Source organism: Methylobacterium mesophilicum (assembly GCF_022179445.1).
Lineage (GTDB): Bacteria > Pseudomonadota > Alphaproteobacteria > Rhizobiales > Beijerinckiaceae > Methylobacterium > Methylobacterium mesophilicum.
In genome coordinates this window covers 1-20,169 of sequence record NZ_BPQU01000042.1, presented here as the reverse complement: position 1 = coordinate 20,169, position 20,169 = coordinate 1, and the positions used below count along the sequence as shown (strand labels likewise).

Annotated in this window: 22 protein-coding genes, 1 tRNA gene and 1 pseudogene; 15 read left to right on the top strand and 9 right to left on the bottom strand. The window is 67.0% G+C overall.

Going from position 1 to position 20,169, the window contains the following annotated elements; all coding sequences use genetic code 11:
* Positions 1 to 4: 4 nt before the first annotated feature.
* The 3 genes from MFF40_RS25545 to MFF40_RS25535 form a co-directional block, all read right to left on the bottom strand.
* Complete coding sequence (locus MFF40_RS25545) at positions 5 to 190, bottom strand: hypothetical protein (protein WP_147853280.1); 186 nt, start codon at positions 188 to 190, stop codon at positions 5 to 7.
* Positions 191 to 277: 87 nt separating this feature from the next.
* A complete protein-coding gene (locus tag MFF40_RS25540) occupies positions 278 to 619 on the bottom strand; it encodes a DUF1236 domain-containing protein (protein ID WP_147853279.1) in 342 nt (113 codons plus the stop codon).
* Positions 620 to 697: 78 nt separating this feature from the next.
* Positions 698 to 1,561 carry a formyltransferase family protein gene (locus tag MFF40_RS25535; RefSeq protein ID WP_147853278.1) on the bottom strand — a complete coding sequence of 288 codons (864 nt, stop codon included), beginning with the start codon at positions 1,559 to 1,561 and terminating at the stop codon, positions 698 to 700.
* 110 nt (positions 1,562 to 1,671) lie between these two features.
* On the opposite strand from MFF40_RS25535, the pseudogene MFF40_RS25530 reads away from it, so the two are divergent.
* Positions 1,672 to 2,396 (top strand): annotated as a pseudogene (locus MFF40_RS25530) (SDR family NAD(P)-dependent oxidoreductase).
* Between the two features lie 10 nt (positions 2,397 to 2,406).
* Complete coding sequence (locus tag MFF40_RS25525) at positions 2,407 to 3,993, top strand: cryptochrome/photolyase family protein (RefSeq protein WP_147897571.1); 1,587 nt, start codon at positions 2,407 to 2,409, stop codon at positions 3,991 to 3,993.
* Here the strand turns inward: MFF40_RS25525 and bcsS are convergent.
* Positions 3,960 to 4,631, bottom strand: a complete 672-nt coding sequence (bcsS, locus tag MFF40_RS25520; RefSeq protein WP_238262783.1) for a cellulose biosynthesis protein BcsS — start codon at positions 4,629 to 4,631, stop codon at positions 3,960 to 3,962. The genes MFF40_RS25525 and bcsS overlap by 34 nt on opposite strands.
* Positions 4,632 to 4,987: 356 nt before the next feature.
* Between bcsS and MFF40_RS25515 the strand changes: the two genes are divergently transcribed.
* Entirely contained in the window at positions 4,988 to 5,590 is a 603-nt protein-coding gene (locus tag MFF40_RS25515) for an exopolysaccharide biosynthesis protein (protein WP_281406463.1), read from the top strand.
* Positions 5,591 to 5,600: 10 nt separating this feature from the next.
* Here the strand turns inward: MFF40_RS25515 and ldtR are convergent, their stop codons facing one another.
* Positions 5,601 to 6,113, bottom strand: coding sequence for a transcriptional regulator LdtR (gene ldtR, locus MFF40_RS25510; RefSeq protein WP_147853274.1), 513 nt, complete (start codon positions 6,111 to 6,113; stop codon positions 5,601 to 5,603).
* A 162-nt stretch (positions 6,114 to 6,275) separates the two neighbouring features.
* Complete coding sequence (locus MFF40_RS25505) at positions 6,276 to 6,734, bottom strand: DUF6163 family protein (protein ID WP_147853287.1); 459 nt, start codon at positions 6,732 to 6,734, stop codon at positions 6,276 to 6,278.
* A gap of 201 nt (positions 6,735 to 6,935) precedes the next feature.
* Here MFF40_RS25505 and hemB point away from each other — a divergent pair, with 201 nt between their 5' ends.
* The 9 genes from hemB (at position 6,936) to MFF40_RS25460 (ending at position 15,695) form a co-directional block, all read left to right on the top strand.
* Positions 6,936 to 7,994, top strand: a complete 1,059-nt coding sequence (hemB, locus tag MFF40_RS25500; protein ID WP_147897570.1) for a porphobilinogen synthase — start codon at positions 6,936 to 6,938, stop codon at positions 7,992 to 7,994.
* A gap of 32 nt (positions 7,995 to 8,026) precedes the next feature.
* On the top strand, positions 8,027 to 8,359 hold the full coding sequence (locus MFF40_RS25495; protein WP_238262779.1) for a hypothetical protein: 333 nt from the start codon (positions 8,027 to 8,029) through the stop codon (positions 8,357 to 8,359).
* A gap of 80 nt (positions 8,360 to 8,439) precedes the next feature.
* Positions 8,440 to 8,931, top strand: a complete 492-nt coding sequence (locus MFF40_RS25490; protein WP_147897568.1) for an RDD family protein — start codon at positions 8,440 to 8,442, stop codon at positions 8,929 to 8,931.
* 124 nt (positions 8,932 to 9,055) lie between these two features.
* A complete protein-coding gene (locus tag MFF40_RS25485; RefSeq protein WP_147853270.1) occupies positions 9,056 to 9,802 on the top strand; it encodes an arginyltransferase in 747 nt (248 codons plus the stop codon).
* A 120-nt stretch (positions 9,803 to 9,922) separates the two neighbouring features.
* Complete coding sequence (purB, locus tag MFF40_RS25480; RefSeq protein WP_147853269.1) at positions 9,923 to 11,230, top strand: adenylosuccinate lyase; 1,308 nt, start codon at positions 9,923 to 9,925, stop codon at positions 11,228 to 11,230.
* Between the two features lie 52 nt (positions 11,231 to 11,282).
* Positions 11,283 to 12,140, top strand: coding sequence for a D-amino-acid transaminase (locus MFF40_RS25475; RefSeq protein ID WP_147853268.1), 858 nt, complete (start codon positions 11,283 to 11,285; stop codon positions 12,138 to 12,140).
* An 86-nt stretch (positions 12,141 to 12,226) separates the two neighbouring features.
* The gene (locus tag MFF40_RS25470; protein WP_147897567.1) at positions 12,227 to 12,559 is read left to right on the top strand and encodes a hypothetical protein; all 333 of its coding nucleotides are present in this window, start codon (positions 12,227 to 12,229) and stop codon (positions 12,557 to 12,559) included.
* A 143-nt stretch (positions 12,560 to 12,702) separates the two neighbouring features.
* The gene (locus MFF40_RS25465) at positions 12,703 to 13,995 is read left to right on the top strand and encodes an adenylosuccinate synthase (protein ID WP_147853266.1); all 1,293 of its coding nucleotides are present in this window, start codon (positions 12,703 to 12,705) and stop codon (positions 13,993 to 13,995) included.
* 281 nt (positions 13,996 to 14,276) lie between these two features.
* Positions 14,277 to 15,695 carry a histidine kinase gene (locus MFF40_RS25460; protein WP_147853265.1) on the top strand — a complete coding sequence of 473 codons (1,419 nt, stop codon included), beginning with the start codon at positions 14,277 to 14,279 and terminating at the stop codon, positions 15,693 to 15,695.
* 49 nt (positions 15,696 to 15,744) lie between these two features.
* Here the strand turns inward: MFF40_RS25460 and rpoH are convergent, their stop codons facing one another.
* Both rpoH and MFF40_RS25450 read right to left on the bottom strand, forming a co-directional pair.
* Positions 15,745 to 16,638, bottom strand: a complete 894-nt coding sequence (gene rpoH, locus MFF40_RS25455) for an RNA polymerase sigma factor RpoH (RefSeq protein WP_147853264.1) — start codon at positions 16,636 to 16,638, stop codon at positions 15,745 to 15,747.
* 259 nt (positions 16,639 to 16,897) lie between these two features.
* Complete coding sequence (locus MFF40_RS25450; protein WP_238262777.1) at positions 16,898 to 17,881, bottom strand: RluA family pseudouridine synthase; 984 nt, start codon at positions 17,879 to 17,881, stop codon at positions 16,898 to 16,900.
* A 103-nt stretch (positions 17,882 to 17,984) separates the two neighbouring features.
* Here MFF40_RS25450 and MFF40_RS25445 point away from each other — a divergent pair.
* From MFF40_RS25445 to MFF40_RS25435, 3 genes are all read left to right on the top strand, one after another.
* Positions 17,985 to 18,060 (top strand) — tRNA-Glu (locus tag MFF40_RS25445).
* A 20-nt stretch (positions 18,061 to 18,080) separates the two neighbouring features.
* Complete coding sequence (locus MFF40_RS25440) at positions 18,081 to 18,260, top strand: hypothetical protein (protein ID WP_238262775.1); 180 nt, start codon at positions 18,081 to 18,083, stop codon at positions 18,258 to 18,260.
* Between the two features lie 139 nt (positions 18,261 to 18,399).
* A complete protein-coding gene (locus MFF40_RS25435) occupies positions 18,400 to 18,765 on the top strand; it encodes a c-type cytochrome (protein ID WP_147853262.1) in 366 nt (121 codons plus the stop codon).
* A 1,044-nt stretch (positions 18,766 to 19,809) separates the two neighbouring features.
* On the opposite strand, the gene MFF40_RS25430 is transcribed toward MFF40_RS25435, so the two are convergent.
* Positions 19,810 to 20,094 (bottom strand): hypothetical protein, encoded by a 285-nt coding sequence (locus tag MFF40_RS25430; RefSeq protein ID WP_238262796.1) that lies wholly within the window; start codon positions 20,092 to 20,094, stop codon positions 19,810 to 19,812.
* Positions 20,095 to 20,169: the final 75 nt, after the last annotated feature.

Here is a 20,169-nt window from a genome sequence, read left to right as displayed (position 1 = left end):
GTGCTCAGGCCCGGCGGAAGGGCAGGATCGCCACGAAAGCCGCAGCGGCGGCCCCGATCACGCGCAGGAGCGCGGAGACAGGGCTGTCGGGCGAGATCACCATCCACTCGAACAGCATCGCCCCCGACAGGAGCAGCAGCACCGAGACGAGGAGCGCTTCGCCCGAAACCACGTATGGCTTGGCCTTCATGTGTTTCCCCCTGGCGCTTTTCTTGATCATTCGCACCAGGGTGTTAGCGGATCGGCGACCGGAAGGCGAACGGGCGCCGGTTCGGGCTCAGCGGTCGAAGATGCGCACCACCGCGCGGGTCGCCGGATCCACGACCACGACCTTGTCGCCGGGGGCTACGAAGTAGCCGTACCGGCGCAGGCGCGGGTTCTGCGTATCGGTGAACGGCGCGAGTTCAACGTCCGCCGGTACGATGGTACCCGGCCGCAGCGGAATCGATCCGACGATCGGGCCCGGGCCGACCGGACGGCGCACGATGTAGTCGCGCACGACGACCTCGTCGTCCGGACCGAAATCGTCCTGATCCACGATCACGCCCTGCGCGAAAGCGGATCCGGTGAACAGCGCGGCAAGCCCGAGGGCTGCGGCGAGGCTTGCGCGTGTCGACATGTGAGGCTCCGTGACGTCCAGGACCGGCGGAAACACCGCCCGTCACGAATGCGTTCCAGCTCGCCACAACGCGCGATATCAGCGCCCGACCTGCGCGGCCTCCGCCAGCGGCACCGGCGACCAGCGGGTGATCTGCACGTAGCCGTCCAGCGCGGCGATCACGACGTGCCGGCGATGGCGGTGCACCACCGCACCCGGCGTGTGCGGGTGGCTTTCGCGCCAGCCCTCGGCCGCAGCGACGTAGACCCGCGCGTCCCCCAGCCGGGCGATGGTCTCGACGGTGCCGAAGGCCCGGACCCGGCGCAGGATCGATCCCACATCCTGGCGGAAATCGAGGGTCCGGTCGGTGTCTGTAGCGCGGGGCCAGTACGACCCGTCGCCCTGCGGCTCGGCGCGTCGCCAAAGTGCGGGAAGGTCCTTGCCGATTGGTCCTGACGCGAGACGCCGGGCCACCATCTGGCACTTGGCGAGAACCGTCTCATGGGACTCGGCCTCGTCGAGGCCAAAGATCTCCTGAGCCAGGATGTCGCCGGTGTCGAACCCGTCAGCGAGCACGTGGGCCGTGACACCCCATGTCTCGTACCGGTCCAATACCGCCCGGAACAACGGGTACGGCCCGCGGCCGGTCGGCAGCGGCGAAGGATGGATGTTCAGCCCGTAGGCGGCCCGGCCGCGCCAGCCCTTCACGAGCCAGGGATAGCCGGCCACCACCAACGCCCAATCCTTGCCGTGCTCGGCCTGGAGTGCCTCGATGTCGCGCTCTCGGATGCGTGACAACTGGATTGGCAGGCGCAGCGAACGGGCGCGGGCGACCAGCACGTCGTTGTGATCGTAGACGCCGTCACAGGGCCGGGTGAACAGTTTGACCGGCTTCCAGCCGGCCTCGACCAGGCCCTCGAACACGCCGCCGAGGAAATCGATGCCGGCGAACGCGAACTTCATGCTTGCCGCCTGCGACCTTGTGCACGTGGAGCGAGTGAGCCGGCCGCCTGCCCGGGGACGGAACCGGCCTTACTTTGTCCGGGCCAGGTTGGGTAGCAAGAGGCCCGTGCGTGCGACAGGTTCTGATCTACGGCGGCATGGGCGGCATCGGCTTGGCGACTGCTCGGGCCCTGCGGGCGCGTGGCTACGCCTTGCATCTCGCGGCTCGGGACGGAGACCGACTGGTGCAAGCGGCCGACGAACTCGGCGATACGACCTTCACGGTCGGCGACCGCGATTTCTTCGCCGCTGTCAGCGAGGCGGTCGGTCCCTCTCTCGCGGGTTTGGTCTACGCGGTTGGCACCATCAACCTGCGGCTGATCGGGCGGCTGACTCGGGTCGATGTAGAGACCGACTTCCGCATCAATGCGCTCGGCGCCTTCTCGGCCGTGCAATCCGCCGCGGCCGCACTCAAGTCCGGCGCCGGCGAATCGGGTTCTGGGGTCGTGTTGTTCTCGACGGTTGCCGTGGCCCAGGGTTTCCCCGCGCATACCTGGTGGCGATGGCAAAGGGTGCCGTCGAGGGGCTCGGCTTGTCGCTCGCGGCCGAATTGGCACCGCAGATGCGGATCAACGTGGTCGCGCCCTCTCTGACCCGGACCCCGCTGGCGGCGGCCATCACCGGCAACGAGACCCTGACTGAGGGGATCGCCACCATGCACGCGCTCCAGCGTCTCGGACGCCCGGAGGACATCGCTTCACTCGCGGCCTTCCTGGTCTCGGACGAGGCCGGCTGGATCACCGGGCAGGTGATCGGGGTCGATGGCGGACGCGCGAACCTGCGCACGAAGGGCTGACGGGGTGTCCATGAAGCCCACACGAGAAGCCGGAGGCGTCCTGCGGTTCGTCCTCGGGGATCAGTTGAACCGGCGGGTATCGAGCCTGCTCGACCTCGATCCCGAGCGCGACGTCGTCCTGCTCGTCGAGGTGCGGGACGAGGCGACCTATGTCCGTCACCATAAGCAGAAGATCGCCTTCCTGTTCGCCGCCATGCGCCATTTCGGTGCCGAACTGGAGGCCGAGGGTGTCGCGGTCGATTACGTCCGCCTCACGGATCTCGGTAACACCGGCAGCTTCACGGGCGAGCTGGAGCGGGCGGTGGCCCGCCATGCGCCCACCTCCGTCGTCGTCACCGAGCCCGGCGAATGGCGGGTCTGGGAGATGATGCAGGATTGGCGCGAGGCCCTGCCCGTCCCGGTGGAGATCCGGTCCGACAACCGCTTTCTGTGCCCGCGGATGGATTTCGCCCGCTGGGCCGAGGGGCGTCATCATCTTCGGATGGAGACGTTCTATCGCGGCATGCGCCGTCGGACTGGCCTCCTCATGGATGGCGGCGAGCCCGTCGGCGGCCGCTGGAACTTCGATCCCGACAACCGTAAGCGTCTGCCGAAGGGGCACCGGCTACCGGACCGCATCGGGTTCCAGCCCGACGCGATTACCCGGGAGGCCATCGCGCTGGTGGAGCGCGAGTTCGCCAGCCATTTCGGCGACCTCGCGACCTTTTCCTGGCCGGTAACGCGGGCCGACGCGCTAGCCGCCCTCAAGCACTTCATCGAACAGTGCCTGTCCACGTTCGGCGATTACCAGGATGCCATGAAGGCCGGCGCGCCGTACCTCTACCACGCGCTGCTATCGCCACCGCTCAACGCCGGCTTGCTGACTGCCGAGGAAGTCTGCTGGGCCGCCGAACGGGCCTATCGAGACGGGACCGCGCCGCTCAACTGTGTCGAGGGGTTCATCCGGCAGATCCTCGGCTGGCGGGAATATGTCCGCGGCGTCTACTGGGCACGCATGCCGGAGTATCGGGAGACCAATGCTCTGGATGCCGGCAGGGACCTGCCGTGGTTCTACTGGTCGGGTGAGACGAAGCTGAACTGCATCGCCAACGTGGTCGCGGATACCCGTCGCCACGCCTACGCCCATCACATCCAGCGCCTGATGGTAACCGGAAACTTTGCCCTGATCGCCGGCCTTGATCCGGCACAGGTCGAGGAATGGTACCTGATCGTGTTCGCCGACGCCTACGAATGGGTCGAGTTGCCCAACGTGCACGGCATGGTGCTGTGGGCCGATGGGGGCGTGATGGGCTCTAAGCCCTACGCGGCCTCAGGCGCCTATATCGACCGGATGTCGGATTACTGCGCGCGTTGTGCCTACGACGTAAAGGTCAAGGCGGGGCCGGACGCATGCCCGTTCAACTACCTGTACTGGAATTTCCTGATCGAGAACGCTGACACGCTGTCTGGAAACCCGCGCATGGCGATGCCGTATCGGACCCTCCGAGGCATGAGTGATCAGCGCCGCGCCGAGATCCGTGAGGATGCGAGCCGCTTCCTCGGCGCCCTCGAATCCGAGCGCGTTCACCAGGGCGACCACACCGCCAACGCCACGTAGGGTGCGGCGCTTCGCCAAGCCGTCTCGGTTTGAAGACCGGCCGACACACGGAAGCTGTAGCGGGCGATGGCAAAATCGGTCGCGTGCAAGCCGAGATTCCATTTTCGATAGCCCGTCTCGTCTCCGTACGCGCTGATCTCCGGGCCGAGATAGGCGCCACCTATCCGATAGCCCCAGGCGAGTCGTGTCCATAAGCTGACGCGAGTCGAGCCGGAGACAGCGGTCGCCTGGAGGAGCGTGTTCTCGGTCGGGCGTGCCCAGATCTCGGCGTGCAGGCGCATGCCATACGCGGCTGGCGAGACCGTTACGGCGCGCGGGTCGGCCAGCATCTCCATCGAGCCTTCGGGCCCCGCGAAGATTGCGGTCGTTCCCCAATCGTAGAACCATTGGTAACCGAGAACCGCGGCCGCGATGAACGTGTAGCGCGTGCGCGGAAGGCCGAATGCGCCGCGTTCGCGTTGACGACCGCTCCCGACGCTCGCGAGTATGACGAAGCCGTCCTGATCGAGAGGGCCGAGCGCGAGCTTCGCGCCGACGGTCAGGAATGTCGCGGCGCCGGCGTCGAGGCTGCCGAACAGCAGCGCATCGATCTCTCCGCCGCATGCCGGAGGAGCCTGCACAGCGAACAGCGAGGCCACCAGGGAGGCTCCGAGCGACTTGCTCCGGCCGATCGCGAAGGCTTTGCTCCTGCACACGGATCCGCCCTCGGTGGCGAAGCCGTAAACCTACTGCTGAACGACGTAGAGCGCAGTAATTTTTACCGTAGGTTCACTGGAAAATTATCTCGAGTTGCGCAGGCGTGCTGCCGGCGAAATGCACAGCATCGAAGATGTGCTTTGACATACGTAAGATTTGCTTCGAGTTTGATTGGCGTTACCTTAGGTATGAATCCTCGACCGTGCCGCAGCAACAGGTCCGTGCGGCAGCCACGCGCTTGGCCTGCCGGGTGATCTCGGCTAGAGCCCGCGCCAGGACAGCGAAGGTTGGCGGATCCTTGACTGCCGGTTCACGAACGTCGGACGTCCTCACTGTGCTAGCGAGCCAGGAGGGGGAGCGCCTCACCGTGGGCGACATCGTCGCAGTGCTGCGGGATCGCGCCTTCGCGCTGCTCGTGGTTCTGCTCGGCTTGCCGAATTGCTTGCCGATGCCGCCGCCGATCCCGCTGATCTGCGGGCTCCTGCTGCTGCTCGTGGCCGTTCAGATCGCGGCCGGCATGTCGGCGCCGTGGCTGCCCCGGATCCTGCTCGGCCGATCGATCGCGCTCACCGATGTGCGCCGCGCCGTCACCCGGGCGGTGCCGATCCTGCGGCGTCTGGAGCGCTGGTCGCGTCCGCGCGTCAGCGTGTTCGAGACCGCGCTGGGCATGCGCGGGATGGGGATCGCCCTGTTGGCGCTGGCGCTGGCGCTGATCGTGGCCGCGCCGATCGTCGGGCAGATCCCGCTGGGGCTCGCCGTCTGCCTCGTGGGTCTCGGCCTCGTCGAGCGCGACGGCCTCGTCGTCATGGGCGGATTGGTGATCGGCGTCTTCGGCGTCGCCATCAATGCGGGCTTCGCCTACGCGGTCATCGCCGGGATCGTCAGCCTCCTGAACCTCTGAGCCGCTCGGATCAGAGCCGGTAACGGATCTGGTCGGTCCAGAAGCGCTCGAGACGGCCCAGAGCCGTATTCAGCCGGCCGAAGTCGTCGTCCGAGATGCCTCCGATCGGCGCGATCGTGCGGGCATGCTTGTCGTAGAGCCCCTGGATGATCTCGTGGACCTGCTGGCCCTTCTCGGTGAGGCTGATTCGGACGGAGCGTCGGTCGGTCTTCGAGCGAGCGTGGTGCAGGTAGCCGGCCTCGACGAGCTTCTTGACGTTGTAGGAGACGTTGGAGCCGAGATAGTAGCCCTTCGTCCGCAACTCGCTCGCGGTCAGCTCCTTGTCGCCGATGTTGTACAGAAGCAGCGCCTGGACGCTGTTGACGTCTTCCCGGCCGCGGCGCTCGAACTCGTCCTTGATCACATCCAGCAGCCGGCGGTGCAGCCGCTCGACTAGGTGAAGCGCCTCCAGGTAGGAGCCCTTGGCGGACGGGGTCTCCTCGGGGGCCTCGCTCTTCGCGACACGGGCGCTCTGGGTCTTCATCGTCTGCCTCACCGTCTGTTGCCGCGGCGCCCGTTCGATGCGGTGCCGCTGATGATGGCTAAGCTACGTACCGGGAATGAAAGGCGATTTAAGCGACAGGATGAATTCCCGATTTACTCTTCGCGGTAAAGACAAACTGAAGCGAAGATCAGAACGGTTCGTTCACCGTGCTTCCTGCGCGGCCAGCCAGGACAGCATGAAGTACATCAGCACGACGGTCAGGCCGAATACGAGCAACGGCACCGGCATCGGGACGAGTTGCGGGGTCAACACCGCGAGCGTCATCGCGGATGTCACGGCCAGCAACCAGATCACGCCGCCCCATGCGCTCGTTAGCCACAGGCCGATGGCCGCCGACGCGTCCACCACCGCGAAGTAGACGATCGCGGCCTGGCGGCCGAACGGCTCGATTTCGAAGGGGCGCGAATCTGGCATGACGTCGAGGATCGTCGCCCAGGACGCGATGCTCTTGACTAGCCAGAACAGCGCCGTGATCCGCATGAACCAGACGAGGACCGTGTCCCATGTTCCGGGGGCCGGCCCCGGCGCGCGCTCGATCCGGTCGGTGGGCGTGTCGCCCGGCCGAACACCCTTGCGCCGGATCGGGAAGGAGCCGGGCATTACAGCGCGCCCGTGGGTGAGAAAAGCCGATGCATCGTCGGGAGGCCGGGATTGATGGGGGATATGCTGGGTTGAATCCGTTCCGGCGCCCTGCGTCAACGGTCTGATTTCACCGTGCCCGGACGGTGTGCTAGTCCGGAAGCCCCAGCGCCGATGCGCCGCGCGACCCACGCTTCACCGCGCGCACGATACCGAAGCCGCATGTCAGACATCTTGCCAGAGCCGCGCCCGATCGCCCTGGAGGCCGCTCGCGAGAGCGCGCGTCCGGACGTGCTGAAGATCACGCAGCGCCCGCGCCGCAACCGAAAGGCGGAGTGGTCGCGGCGGTTGGTGCGTGAGCATACGCTCACGGTCGACGACCTGATCTGGCCGATGTTCGTGATCGAGGGCGAGGGCCGGCGCGAGCCGATCGCCTCGATGCCGGGAGTCGAGCGGCTCTCCGTGGACGAGATCGTGCGCGACGCGGAGCGTGCGGCGCGGCTGGGTATCCCGGCGGTGTCGTTCTTCCCCTACACCGAGGTTGCGCTGCGCGATCCGACCGGCTCCGAGGCGCTCAACGCCAACAATCTGGTCTGCCGCGCGGTGCGGGCCGTGAAGCGGGCGGTGCCCGAAATCGGCGTGATGACCGACGTGGCGCTCGATCCCTATACCAGCCACGGGCACGATGGGCTGATGAAGGACGGCGCGATCCTGAACGACGAAACGGTGGCGATCCTGGTGGAGCAGAGCCTCATCCAGGCCGAGGCCGGCACCGACATCATCGCCCCCTCTGACATGATGGACGGGCGCGTCGGCGCGATCCGGGCCGGGCTCGACAAGGCCGGCTTCCTCGACGTGCAGATCATGGCCTACGCGGCCAAGTATGCCAGCGCGTTCTACGGGCCGTTCCGCGATGCGATCGGCACCCAGGCGGCGCTGGTGGGCGACAAGCGCACCTACCAGATGGACCCAGGCAACTCCGCGGAGGCTCTGCACGAGGTCCGGCTCGATCTGGCAGAGGGAGCCGACTCGGTGATGGTCAAGCCGGGGCTGCCCTATCTCGATATCATCCGGCGGGTACGGGACGAGTTCCAGGTGCCGACCTTCGCGTATCAGGTGTCCGGCGAGTACGCGATGATCGAGGCAGCGGCCCGCAACGGCTGGCTCGATGGCGACCGCGCGATGGTGGAGGCTCTCCTCGCCTTCAAGCGCGCCGGCGCCGACGGGGTGCTGACCTACCACGCGCCCCGGGTCGCCGAGCGCCTGCGCAACGCCCGGTGAGGCATGGGCGCCGCTGGCTCCTCGGAGCGGCGGTGACGGCGGGTTTCCTAGGGGGGCTCGCGGCCTGCCAGGATACGCTCCGCCGGGAACGGGTCGCCACCTGCCGGCGCGCCCTGCCGGCGGTGGCGCCACAGCCTGGCATCCGGTTGCTGCGCGCCGCGCCGGGGCCGGCCGCGGATACCGTCCGGGTCGATTATGCCGAAGGAAACCGTCAGCACTGGCTGACTTGCCGCTTCGATGCCGGCGCGACGCTCATCGGGCTGGCGACCGAGGGGAGCAGCTTGTCCGGCCCCTCGCTCTACCTGCTGAAGCGGTTCTACCTCGACACGCCGGACGCGGAGGCCGATGATCCCGCGGAGCGTTGAGCGCGCGAATCCGCTCTTGCGGCGGCCGCTTTCCGCACCCACGTCTCGATAGGCCGCCTCGCTTGCAGGACGCGACACTTATGCAAAATCCCCAACCCGGTGACGCCGAGCAGCGCTACGAGGCCCCTGGCTACACAGCTTCGCTGCCCATCCCGTTCGTGCGTGCCAGCCTCGGGGCCCGCACCGTCGCGTATCTGCTCGATATCCTGTTCATCTTCGGCTTTACCGCCCTGCTAACGCTGCTGATCACGGTCATCGGCGTGGTGACCTTCGGGCTGGGCTGGACTTTGTTCGCGGTGCTTCCAGCGAGCGGCGTGATCTACAGCGCCATCACGGTGGGGGGAGCCAAACAGAGCACCATCGGGCAGCGTCTGATGGGCCTTCGGGTGGTCGCCCCTGAGCGCGGCGGCCCCGTGGACTTCATCAGCGCGGCCGTCCACGCGCTGCTGTTCTACGTCGCGGTCTCGACCTTCCTCCTGTGGTGCCTCGATGTCGCGTTCGGTCTGATGCGCGCCGATCGGCGCCTGGGCCACGACCTGCTACTCGGCTTGGCCGTCGTTCACGCCCGCTGAGACCCCGGAGGCGCGACGAAATTCTCATGCGGCGAGCGGCCGGGGGCATTGAGCCCGGCCGTGTCGCCTGTACATTGGTACGCCGGCGCCGCGAGGACCACCCGGTGCAGGGCCAAGACCAAGCGTGACGAGCCATCCGCGCGACACTCCGCAATTCTACCTGACCGCGCCTTCGCCGTGTCCGTATCTCCCGGGCCAGGAGGAGCGGAAGGTGTTCACGCATCTGGTCGGGCGCCGTGCCCGGGACCTCAACGAGATCCTGACGCAGGGCGGCTTCCGCCGCTCGCAGACCATCGCGTATCGCCCGGCCTGCGAGACCTGCCGCGGCTGCATCTCGGTGCGGGTCGTGGTCGACGACTTCCAGCCGACCGCCAGCCAGAAGCGAATCCTGGCGCGCAACGACGACTGGATCGGCGCGCCGGAACCGAATCGGCCTGCCTCTGAGCAGTACGCTCTTTTCCGCCGCTACCTCGACGCCCGCCATGGCGATGGCGGCATGGTCGACATGACGGTGCTCGACTACGCCATGATGATCGAGGACAGCCACGTCGACACGCATCTGGTGTCGTACAGACGGCGCGGTCCGGACACGGCGATCACCGGGCGCGGGTTCGGGCCGCCGCTCGCCTACTGCCTCACAGACGTCCTCGCGGACGGTCTGTCGATGGTCTACTCGTTCTACGATCCGGAGGAGGCCGGGCGGTCGCCGGGCACCTACATGATCCTCGACCACATCCGGCGCGCCCGTCGCCTTGGACTGCCCTACCTCTATCTGGGCTACTGGGTCGAGGGCTCGCGCAAGATGGATTACAAGTCCCGGTTCCGCCCGCAGGAACGGCTGATGGGGCAGGGCTGGGTCCGCGTGCCCTGACCGGGATCGACATCAGACGTCATGCTCCGGCGTGGCGCCGGCCTGCGTGAACCGCATTGAGCGGCCGGGCCGGCACATGCTACCGGCCACGCACGAATTCCGGACCGTGCCGAGGCTCCCATGATCCCCCGTTACAGCCGCCCGACGATGACGGCGATCTGGTCGCCCGAGAGCCGCTTCAAGATCTGGTTCGAGATCGAGGCCCATGCCACCACGGCGCTGGCCGAGATCGGCGTCGTGCCGAAGGCGGCCGCCGAGACGATCTGGGCCAAGGGCAAGGACGCGGCGTTCGACGTCGCCCGTATCGACGAGATCGAGGCGGTGACGAAACACGACGTCATCGCGTTCCTCACACACCTCGCCGAGATCGTCGGCCCGGAGGCGCGCTTCGTCCACCAGGGCATGACCTCTTCGGATGTCCTCGACACCTGCCTCAACGTTCAACTCGTGCGCGCCGCCGACATCCTGATCGCCGATGTCGACGCGCTGCTGGCCGCTCTCAAGGCGCGGGCGTTGGAGCATAAGCTCACGCCGACCATCGGACGCTCGCACGGTATCCATGCCGAGCCGGTGACCTTCGGGCTCAAACTTGCGCAGGCCTATGCCGAGTTCGAGCGCAGCCGCCGTCGCCTGGTCGCGGCCCGCGAGGAGGTCGCGACCTGCGCGATCTCGGGGGCGGTCGGCACGTTCGCCAACATCGATCCGCGGGTGGAGCAGTACGTCGCCGAGAAGATGGGCCTGACCGCCGAGCCGGTCTCGACTCAGGTCATCCCGCGTGACCGCCACGCGATGTTCTTCGCGACGCTGGGCGTCGTCGCCTCGTCGCTCGAGCGCTTGGCCATCGAGATCCGCCACCTGCAGCGCACCGAGGTGCTCGAAGCGGAGGAGTTCTTCTCCGAGGGTCAGAAGGGATCCTCGGCCATGCCGCACAAGCGTAACCCGGTGCTCACCGAGAACATCACCGGCCTCGCCCGGATGGTTCGGGGCTACGTCGTCCCGGCCATGGAGAACGTCGCGCTCTGGCATGAGCGCGACATCTCGCATTCCTCCGTGGAGCGGATGATCGGCCCGGATGCCACCGTGACCCTCGACTTCGCGCTGGCCCGCATGACCGGGGTGATCGAGAAGCTGCTGATCTACCCGGCCAACATGCAGAAGAACCTCGACCGCCTCGGCGGCCTCGTCCATTCGCAGCGGGTGCTCTTGGCACTCACCCAGGCCGGCGTGTCCCGCGAGGATTCCTACCGGTTGGTCCAGCGCAACGCGATGCCCGTCTGGCGCGGGGAGGGTGACTTCCTGGCTCTGCTGAAGGCGGATGCTGAGGTGACCGCGGCGCTCACCCCCGAGCAGATCGAGGAATGCTTCGACCTCGGCTATCACTTCAAGCATGTCGACACGATCTTTGCGCGCGTGTTCGGCGCAGCCTGAAACCGCTGCACGAATCCTGCTTGGGCCCGTGACGAACATAGGAAGGCAATCCGTGACCGCTCCCCGCATCGTCTACCTCAACGGCGCATTTCTCCCCTTCGAGGAGGCGCGCGTACCGATCATGGACCGCGGCTTTCTGTTCGCGGACGGAATCTACGAGGTTTCCGCGATCATCGACGGCAAGCTCGTCGACAACGCCGCGCACCTGGCGCGCCTCGATCGCTCGCTGGGCGAGATCGGCATCCGCAACCCGCACGACGCGGCCGGATGGGAAAAGCTGCAGACCGAACTCGTTGCGCGCAACGGCGTCCGCGAGGGACTCGTCTACATGCAGGTCACCCGCGGCGTTGCCGAGCGCGACTTCGCCTTCCCGAAGGCCGGGACCGAGCCCACCGTGATGATGTTCACGCAGGCCAAGACCGTGCTGGCCAACCCGCTCGCCGAGACCGGCGCCCGGGTTATCACCGTCGAGGACCTGCGCTGGAAGCGGCGGGACATCAAGTCGGTGGCCTTGCTGGCGCAGGTTCTCGCCAAGCAGCAGGCCGCCGAGGCCGGGGTCGCCGAGGCCTGGATGGTCGAGGACGGGGCGGTGACCGAGGGCTCGTCGTCCACAGCGTTCATCGTGAGCCGCGAGCGCGTCCTCGTCACGCGGCCGCTCTCGACGGCGCTGCTGCCAGGCATCACCCGGGCCTCCGTGCTGAAGCTCGCCGGCGAGGCCGACCTGAAGGTCGAGGAACGGTTGTTCTCGGTCGCCGAGGCCTACGAAGCCCAGGAGGCGTTCTACACCAGCGCCTCAGCCTTCGTGATGCCGGTGGTGGAGATCGACGGCCGGTCGATCGGCGAGGGCCGTCCCGGTCCGCTGACCCGGCGCCTGCGCGAACTCTACGTCGAGGCTGCTTGTCAGGGTTGAGCTGGTCGCGCCACGCAGCAAACAGGAACGGATCCGAGACAAGTCTGTTGCTCTCGGAACGCGTGTTCCAAGAGGGGAGACCAACCTTGTCGAGGAAGATCCTGCTCGCCGCTTTCGCGGCGGCTCTGTTTGCTGTTCCCGCCTATGCTCAGAACCCGGATGCGCCGCTGAAAGGCCGGGACACCGATCCGGCTCTGCCGCCATCGACCCAGACGCCGCCGGATCGCGTCCGCCCCAGCGCCGACGCGCCGCCCAAGGATCAGTCGCTCAGCGACAAGCTCCAGAAGAACGACGGCGTGATCAAGCCGCCGGAGACCGGCACCACCGGCACCGTTGTGAAGCCTGATGAGACCGGTTCGATGCCGGTGATCAAGCCGCAGGAACTCCCCGGCCGGAACTCCGGCACCGAGGCGAAATAAGCGCGTTCCGCAGAGCGTGCGGGCTGCCATGTGGCAGCCTTGCTTGATTTCGCCGCGCGGATCGCGGAAACGGCTCACGACGTACGCAGCCCGCACCCGTGGGCTGCTCCGTCCCGGTTTCCGTCGCGGGTAAGCAGGCAGGCATGGCCAACGTCGTCGTTGTAGGCGCCCAGTGGGGCGACGAGGGCAAGGGCAAGATCGTCGACTGGCTCTCCGAGCAAGCCGACATCGTCGTCCGGTTCCAGGGCGGCCACAATGCCGGCCACACGCTCGTCATCGACGGGGTGACGTACAAGCTGGCGCTCCTGCCATCCGGGGTCGTGCGCGGCGGCAAGCTCTCGGTGATCGGCAATGGGGTCGTGGTCGATCCCTGGCACCTCGTGGACGAGATCGAGCGGATCAAGGCGCAGGGCGTCGAGGTGTCGCCCGCCTCTCTGCGGATCGCCGATAACGCCACGCTGATCCTGCCGCTCCACCGCGAACTCGATCATTTCCGTGAGACCGCCAATGCCGGCCTGAAGATCGGAACCACGAAGCGCGGCATCGGGCCGGCTTACGAGGACAAGGTCGGGCGCCGCGCCATCCGGGTGGTCGATCTCGCCGATATCGATGCGCTGCCGGCCAAGATCGAGCGGGTTCTGACCCATCACAACGCGCTCCGGCGCGGGCTTGGCATCGACGAAGTGAATGCCGAGGCGCTTCTCGCCGAACTGACTGCGATCGCCCCAAAAATCCTGCCGTTCGCCGACACGGTCTGGCGGTTGCTCGACGACCAGCGCCGGGCCGGCAAGCGCATCCTGTTCGAGGGCGCCCAGGGCGCGCTGCTCGACGTCGATCACGGCACCTATCCCTTCGTCACCTCCTCGAACATCGTGGCGGCCCAGGCCGCGACGGGGTCCGGCCTAGGCCCGGGCGCGATCGGCTACGTGCTCGGCATCGCCAAGGCCTACACGACCCGGGTCGGAGAGGGGCCGTTCCCCACCGAGCTGCACGACGAGATCGGCGAGACCATCGGCGCTCGTGGCCGCGAGTTTGGCGTCAACACCGGCCGCAAGCGCCGCTGCGGTTGGTTCGACGCGGTTCTGGTGCGCCAGACCGTGCGGACCTCCGGCATCCACGGCATCGCGCTCACCAAGCTCGATATCCTGGACGGATTCGACGAGATCCGGGTGTGCACCAGCTACAAGCTCGACGGGCAGACGATCGACCACCTGCCGGCGAGCCAGGCCGCGCAGGCCCGGGTCGAGCCGGTCTACGAGACCATTCCGGGTTGGTCTGAGACGACCGCGGGCGCGAGGTCCTGGGCCGACCTGCCGGCGCAGGCGATCAAGTATGTTCGCCGGATCGAGGAACTGATCGGGGCTCCGGTGGCGCTGCTGTCGACCTCGCCCGAGCGCGACGACACCATTCTGATGCAGAATCCCTTCGAAGATTGAGGCCTAAAGCCCTATCCCGTTGATGACGCACATTTTCTGCTGTTCGGCATGTATCCAGCCCGCGTCCGCTTGATCTAGAACCAGCCTATGGCGGGCGTCGGTCTTAGGGATCGACCGCCCGGTACGATATCGGAGGAACCGACTCGCGGGTGCCGATCCGCGCGGCGGGCAGACATAACCGGCCGGCGGCCGATCCCGATCGTCGGTTCGGGAACGAACGTCGGTCCTCGGCCATCGACCGGTCCTGCCGGGCGACGGCCGAAGGCGCGGACCTGGGCAACATGGCCGATTATTACCCGCTTCTGGCACGCGCGCTCGACGCGCTGCCCGACCGATCACCCGCCCTGCGCAAGGCGGTCTACGACCGCGCCCGCAACGCCCTGATCAGCCAGCTCCGTTCGCTGGACCCCCCGCTCTCAGAAGCGGATATTGATCTCGAACGCCGGGCGCTCGATACCGCGATCGAGCGGCTCGAAGTCGATCACGGGGGCCTTCCGGCGCCCGCCAACGACGCCGTGATCCCCCAGCCGGAGCCGAGTCCGCGACCGGACCCGCCCGCGGACATCCCGGAGCCGGCGCCGCCCGTTCCGTCGCCGCCATCCCCGTCCCCTGAGTCCATCCCGGTTCAGGCGCCGGAGCCGGTCCTACCCGCAGCGCCGCCGCCCTTCGCACCCGCCGCCCTGGAGGAGCCGGAGCCACGCGACGCGCCGATCGCGATCTCGTCGCGCAGACCAGGGCCGTCGCCGGCCGCCGCGACCGCAGAGGAACTGCGACCCGAGGCCGACTCGGCCCCCGACACCGAGGATGATGCGGATCTCGCCGCGGCAGTGGGCGAGGGCGGCAATGGCCGCCAGCGTCCACGGATCGAGGTCGTGCCGCCGCGGTCGGGGCGCTCGCGCATCCTGCGCAACGCCTTCGTGGGGAGCGTTCTGGCGATCGTGATCGGATTGATCGCGGTGGCGGCCTTCCTGCTTCGCGACCGGCCGCAGAACCTGCCGTCCGGCGCGACCGAAACCGCCGATTCACAACAGACGGACAGCGAAACCAAGTTCGGCGACCGGGTCGGCGGCGAGGCCGCTCCCGCAACGCGGACACCTCCACGTGCCGAGAACGGCACGCCGGCTCGGGTCGCGCCGTCACCGGCTCAGCCGAACCTAGCCATCGCCCAGCGCGCGGAACTGATCGAGGAAGGGACGGGCACCGACAACGCGCAGCCGACGCGGACGACCGGCCGGGTGACCTGGAGGCTCGACACGGTGAATGGCGAGCAGGGACAACCGCTCCAGAACGCCGTGGTCGCGACTGTGACGATCCCGGATGCCGGGCTGACGCTGGTGATGACGATCCAGCGCAATCTCGACGCGACGCTGCCGGCCTCACATACGGTGAGCCTCGCCTTCAGCCAGCAGAGTGGGACGGGGCGGACGGTGCAGGATGTCGGCCTGCTTCAGGCCAAGGACGACGAAAACGGCCGCGGCTCGCCCGTCTCCGGCTTGCCGGTGCGGGTCCGAGACAACCTGTTCCTGATCGGTCTGTCGTCACTTCAGAACGACGTCGATCGCAACACCGATCTGCTGCTCCACCGCAACTGGTTCGATCTGGCGGTCCGCTACACGTCGGGCAAGCGCGCGGTGCTCACCTTTGAGAAGGGCAGTGCCGGCGCCCAGGTGATGCAAAACGCGTTCGACGCATGGCAGTAATCGTGGCCGGGACAATCCGGCGCGCATGCCCGCGCGCCGGATTGTCGGTTCAGTGAGCCTCGATGCCGGTACGCGGCAATTCGCGGTTCGCGATGTTGCGCTTCACCGCCTCCTGCACCTTCTCGAAGGCTCGAACCTCGATCTGTCGAACACGCTCCCGCGAGACGCCGAACTCGCCCGATAGGTCTTCCAGTGTGATCGGATCATCCGCGAGGCGCCGGGCCTCAAAGATTCGCCGTTCCCGCGGGTTCAGCACGCCGAGGGCGTCGCGCAGAGCCGAGAGGCGGTTCTGCCCCTCCTGCTCACGAGCCAGCACCGTCTCCTGGCTCGGGGCGTTATCGACCAACCAGTCCTGCCACTCGCCTTCGCCTTCCTCGCGCAGGGGGGCGTTGAGCGACGTGTCACCGGACAGGCGCCGGTTCATGTCGATCACGTCCTGCTCGGGCACGCCCAGGCGGGTCGCGATCTGCTTGACCTGATCCGGCCGCAGGTCACCCTCGTCCAATGCCGAGATCTTTCCCTTCGCCTTGCGCAGGTTAAAGAACAGCTTCTTCTGGTTCGCGGTGGTGCCCATCTTCACGAGCGACCAGGAGCGCAGGATGTATTCCTGGATCGCCGCCTTGATCCACCACATGGCATAGGTCGCCAACCGGAAGCCCTTGTCGGGATCGAAGCGCTTGACCGCCTGCATCAGGCCGACATTGCCCTCGGACACGACCTCGCCGATCGGCAGGCCGTAGCCGCGATAGCCCATGGCGATCTTGGCCACGAGACGCAGGTGCGAGGTCACGAGCCGATGCGCGGCCTCACGGTCGCCGGCATCCCGCCAGCTCTTGGCCAGCGTGAACTCTTCCGTCGGCTCCAGCATCGGGAACTTGCGGATCTCGTCGAGGTAGCGCGAAAGGCCACCTTCATTGGCGAGCACGGGCAGCGTACCGGCCATGGCATTCTCCTGGACTCTTGTCCCCCTGACGGGCGGACGCGACGGGCAACAGTGCCGTCCACTCGGGCCGCTCTTGAGCCGACCCTCCCGACCCCCCATGTCATACGGGTAAGTCGGACGGACCGGTAGCGGTTGGGCACCCCCATATTGCCATCAACGCGCGACCGGCCGATTGGTCGTACCATGTCACGATCTGACGCGGCTCGCCGTGACCTTTCGCACGCGACGGGGTTACGGTTCCCTCCCCGATCCTGAACGCTCAAGCTTTCGCGAGGGCGTTCACCAGCGTGGCGATATCGGGCGGGATCGAACTCTCGAACCGGAGTGTTTCGCCGGTGCGCGGGTGCCTGAAGCCCAGCAGTTCCGCATGCAGCGCCTGGCGCCCGAGGGCCAAGAGCGCGTCGCGCGCCTCCGGAGGCAGCCGCGCCGCCTTGGTGCGGAACGCACCGCCATAGACTGGGTCGCCCAGGAGCGGGTGGCCGCGATAGGCGAGGTGGACGCGGATCTGGTGCGTTCGGCCCGTCTCGAGGCGGCAGCGCACGAGGGCGACTTCCGGGTAAGTCTCGGCGACCGTGTAATGCGTGACGGCGTGCCGCCCGGCCTCCTCCGAGACCACGGCGATCTTTTCCCGGTTGTGACGCGACCTGGCCAGGCTCGCCTGGATCGTTCCCGCCCGCGGATGTGGCACCCCCCAGACCAGGGCTGCGTAGGCGCGCTCCAGCGGACCCGTCCGGCCATGATCCGCGAACTGCGCGGTCAGACCCTGATGGGCCGCGTCGTTCTTGGCGACCACGATCAGGCCGCTCGTGTCCTTGTCGAGGCGATGGACGATGCCGGGCCGGCGCACGCCGCCGATCCCCGACAGGCTCGCGCCGCAATGGCCGAGCAACGCGTTGACCAGGGTTCCGCTCTCGTGACCCGGCGCCGGATGCACCACCAGCCCGGCCGGCTTGTCGATCACGACGAGGTCGTCGTCCTCGTAGGCGATCACCAGGTTCACGGCCTCGGCCGCGGGTTGGGCATCCGCAGCCGGCGGCACATCAAGGCTGATCTGTGCTCCCGCGGCGACCTTTGCGGACGGGTCGCGTACCTCTGCGCCGTCCCGGCGCACGCAGCCCGCGCGCACAAGACCCTGGAGCCGCGCCCGCGAGAGATCCGGAAATAGCGCCACCAGCGCCCGATCGAGCCGGATTCCCCCATCCGCCACGGTCCCGACCCGCTCTTCGTCGTTTGCGTCCACCACGACCCCAATCTGCGCCCCGCCGCACCGATCCGTGCGGAATCTCGAGAGAAGGCCCTTGCTCCCCCGGCGGGGCGTGGCTATAGCACCTGCGCGCCGCCGGAAAGCTCCCATCGTCTAGCGGTCTAGGACGTCGCCCTCTCACGGCGAAAACAGGGGTTCGATTCCCCTTGGGAGCGCCACCGGCGCATTTTTCACATCTTTGGGCAAGGCCAAGCGCGAGCGGCGGTCAGCTCTGCGTCTCTTGGGCAAGTTGTACCACTACCCGATCTTCTCGATGCCGGATCGCGGGTTGTCGCTCGGTGTTGCGGTCTTTGACGGCAAGCTGCCGGAGCGGTTCGGGCTGGTCGATCGTGCTGATCCCGCCCGCTTGCCGCATTGAGTTTTCTGCATCTCGACTTTGAATAATTTTAATCGGCGTTCCAGCCGGGCGGTGGATTAAGCGGCTTGAGCGGACGTCTACACCTCACTGCGTCAGGCTTCGCATCGTCATCCGTCCCGCCTGGCCGAAGAGGAAATCCATGCGTTCTTTCGTTCTCGGCGCTGTTCTCGCCGCCCTGATCCCGCTTTCGGCCCAGGCCCAGGAGGCCGGTGATGCGGCTGCCGGCGAGAAGGCGTTCGCTCCCTGCAAGGCTTGCCACAACTTCCAGAAGAACGGCGTCGGCCCGGACCTCAAGGGCGTGGTCGGGCGCAAGGCCGGCACCTACGAAGGCTACAACTACTCCGCGGCGCTGAAGAATTCCGGCATCACCTGGGACGAGGCCAACCTTCACGAGTGGCTGAAGAACCCGAAGACGAAGGTGCCCGGAAACAAGATGATCTTCCAGGGCTTCACCGACGACAAGAAGATCAACGACGTGATCGCCTACCTGAAGGCCCAGTCCTGACGGAACGCATGATCGAAGGATCGAAATGAGGCGCCGGAGATGAGCTTTTCGGCATCATCATGATCCTAACAATCCGTGGTACCCGCAAAAAATTTGAGGCCAATATTTAGTTCGGTTTGTCATCACAGCAGCTTTACTGCCGCGTCTGGTATTGCTATCTTGCAATCAGTCGCCGGCGTAACGCACCGAGCGTCATTTTCCTTCAGCCCCGCCGGCATCTGCCGCGCGGGGTTTTTCTTGCTCTCGAACCCTTCGCGTGCCGCGTCGCTGACCGAGGAAGCAGGAGCGCGACACGTCGAGACAGTGGATGACCTTGGCAGTGCTGGCTGCCGACCGCCACCTGACGCTGGCGGAGGCCCAGCAACTGGTGGACGAGAACGATTGTCCGAAAGCCTTTAAGGAACACGGCACCGTCAATCTGATCTGAGGCGGCTTGGCCGTAGACGCTCCGACCTGTGAGATTCACCCCAGTTGCGGATTTGGGAGAAACCGTCCAACGCGCGGTGGCGGTTTTACTGCGCGTTCTGCTTGTCGCACCTGATTTTGAACCGTTGGGCGTCTTAGCGCGTTTCTGAAGACTTCAGTCAATCAGGATAAACAATGCACACTCGCGTTCTCACGGCTGCGGCCGTCGCCAGCCTCTTCCTCGCCGGGCAAGCCTCTGCACAGGCCCCCGCCACGGCGCCCGCGTCTCCTGGAACGCCGGGCGTCGTGGCGCCGCAAAGCAGCACCACCGGTGGCAACGCCGGCGTGACGGCGTCGCCGACCGGTCAGCCGGCGGATACGCGGTCCAACAGCTCCTCGTCTGCCGGGAATGCCAATCAGCCCGAGCGAGCCGTACCGCAGGGCGGCGGCGGCGGCGGAAGCAGCAAGTAACGATCGAGCTTATTCGGGCGTCCCGTTCCACATCCCGAAGGTGGCGCTGATCAAAACGGCCTCGGACTCTGCGGTGACGCGGTTGTCCCAGGCCGAAAGCCCGTCCTGTGATGAGAGGACGCGTTTTTATATCCGCCGGCTCATGGAGCGCAGCGTCCCCAACGCCGGTCAGCAGCTGAGACGCCGGCCTTCGGCCATTCCGACTTTTCGGTAGTGATACAGGCCGGACTTCACCTGGCCGCTGATGACAGCGCGGCGCACGTCCGGATTACAGCGCAGATACTCCATCTCGTCGAACGCGTAATCACCCCGTCCGCCGCGCGGTGCGCGATCATAGTCCCGCCCGTAATCGCGGCGATCCCGCGAATCGTAGTCCCGGTCGCGACGGTCATAGTCACTACGGTCGTAGCCGTAGTCGCGGCCGCCGTAGGGTTGCGCCAAGGCCGGGGCCATGGCGCTGAGGAGCGTTAGACCTAGGGTCTGGACTCGATCAGCACCAGAACGCGATGACGGCGGCGAGAGCGAGGG

Coding starts and splice junctions, on each gene's coding strand:
- rpoH (WP_147853264.1), bottom strand. CDS start 16,638: ATGGCCGGTACGCTGCCCGTGCTCGCCAATGAAGGTGGCCTTTCGCGC.
- MFF40_RS25490 (WP_147897568.1), top strand. CDS start 8,440: ATGCAAAATCCCCAACCCGGTGACGCCGAGCAGCGCTACGAGGCCCCT.
- MFF40_RS25435 (WP_147853262.1), top strand. CDS start 18,400: ATGCGTTCTTTCGTTCTCGGCGCTGTTCTCGCCGCCCTGATCCCGCTT.
- ldtR (WP_147853274.1), bottom strand. CDS start 6,113: ATGAAGACCCAGAGCGCCCGTGTCGCGAAGAGCGAGGCCCCCGAGGAG.
- MFF40_RS25535 (WP_147853278.1), bottom strand. CDS start 1,561: ATGAAGTTCGCGTTCGCCGGCATCGATTTCCTCGGCGGCGTGTTCGAG.
- hemB (WP_147897570.1), top strand. CDS start 6,936: ATGTCAGACATCTTGCCAGAGCCGCGCCCGATCGCCCTGGAGGCCGCT.
- MFF40_RS25430 (WP_238262796.1), bottom strand. CDS start 20,094: ATGGCCCCGGCCTTGGCGCAACCCTACGGCGGCCGCGACTACGGCTAC.
- MFF40_RS25545 (WP_147853280.1), bottom strand. CDS start 190: ATGAAGGCCAAGCCATACGTGGTTTCGGGCGAAGCGCTCCTCGTCTCG.
- MFF40_RS25540 (WP_147853279.1), bottom strand. CDS start 619: ATGTCGACACGCGCAAGCCTCGCCGCAGCCCTCGGGCTTGCCGCGCTG.
- MFF40_RS25460 (WP_147853265.1), top strand. CDS start 14,277: ATGGCCGATTATTACCCGCTTCTGGCACGCGCGCTCGACGCGCTGCCC.
- MFF40_RS25465 (WP_147853266.1), top strand. CDS start 12,703: ATGGCCAACGTCGTCGTTGTAGGCGCCCAGTGGGGCGACGAGGGCAAG.
- MFF40_RS25505 (WP_147853287.1), bottom strand. CDS start 6,734: ATGCCCGGCTCCTTCCCGATCCGGCGCAAGGGTGTTCGGCCGGGCGAC.
- purB (WP_147853269.1), top strand. CDS start 9,923: ATGATCCCCCGTTACAGCCGCCCGACGATGACGGCGATCTGGTCGCCC.
- MFF40_RS25525 (WP_147897571.1), top strand. CDS start 2,407: ATGAAGCCCACACGAGAAGCCGGAGGCGTCCTGCGGTTCGTCCTCGGG.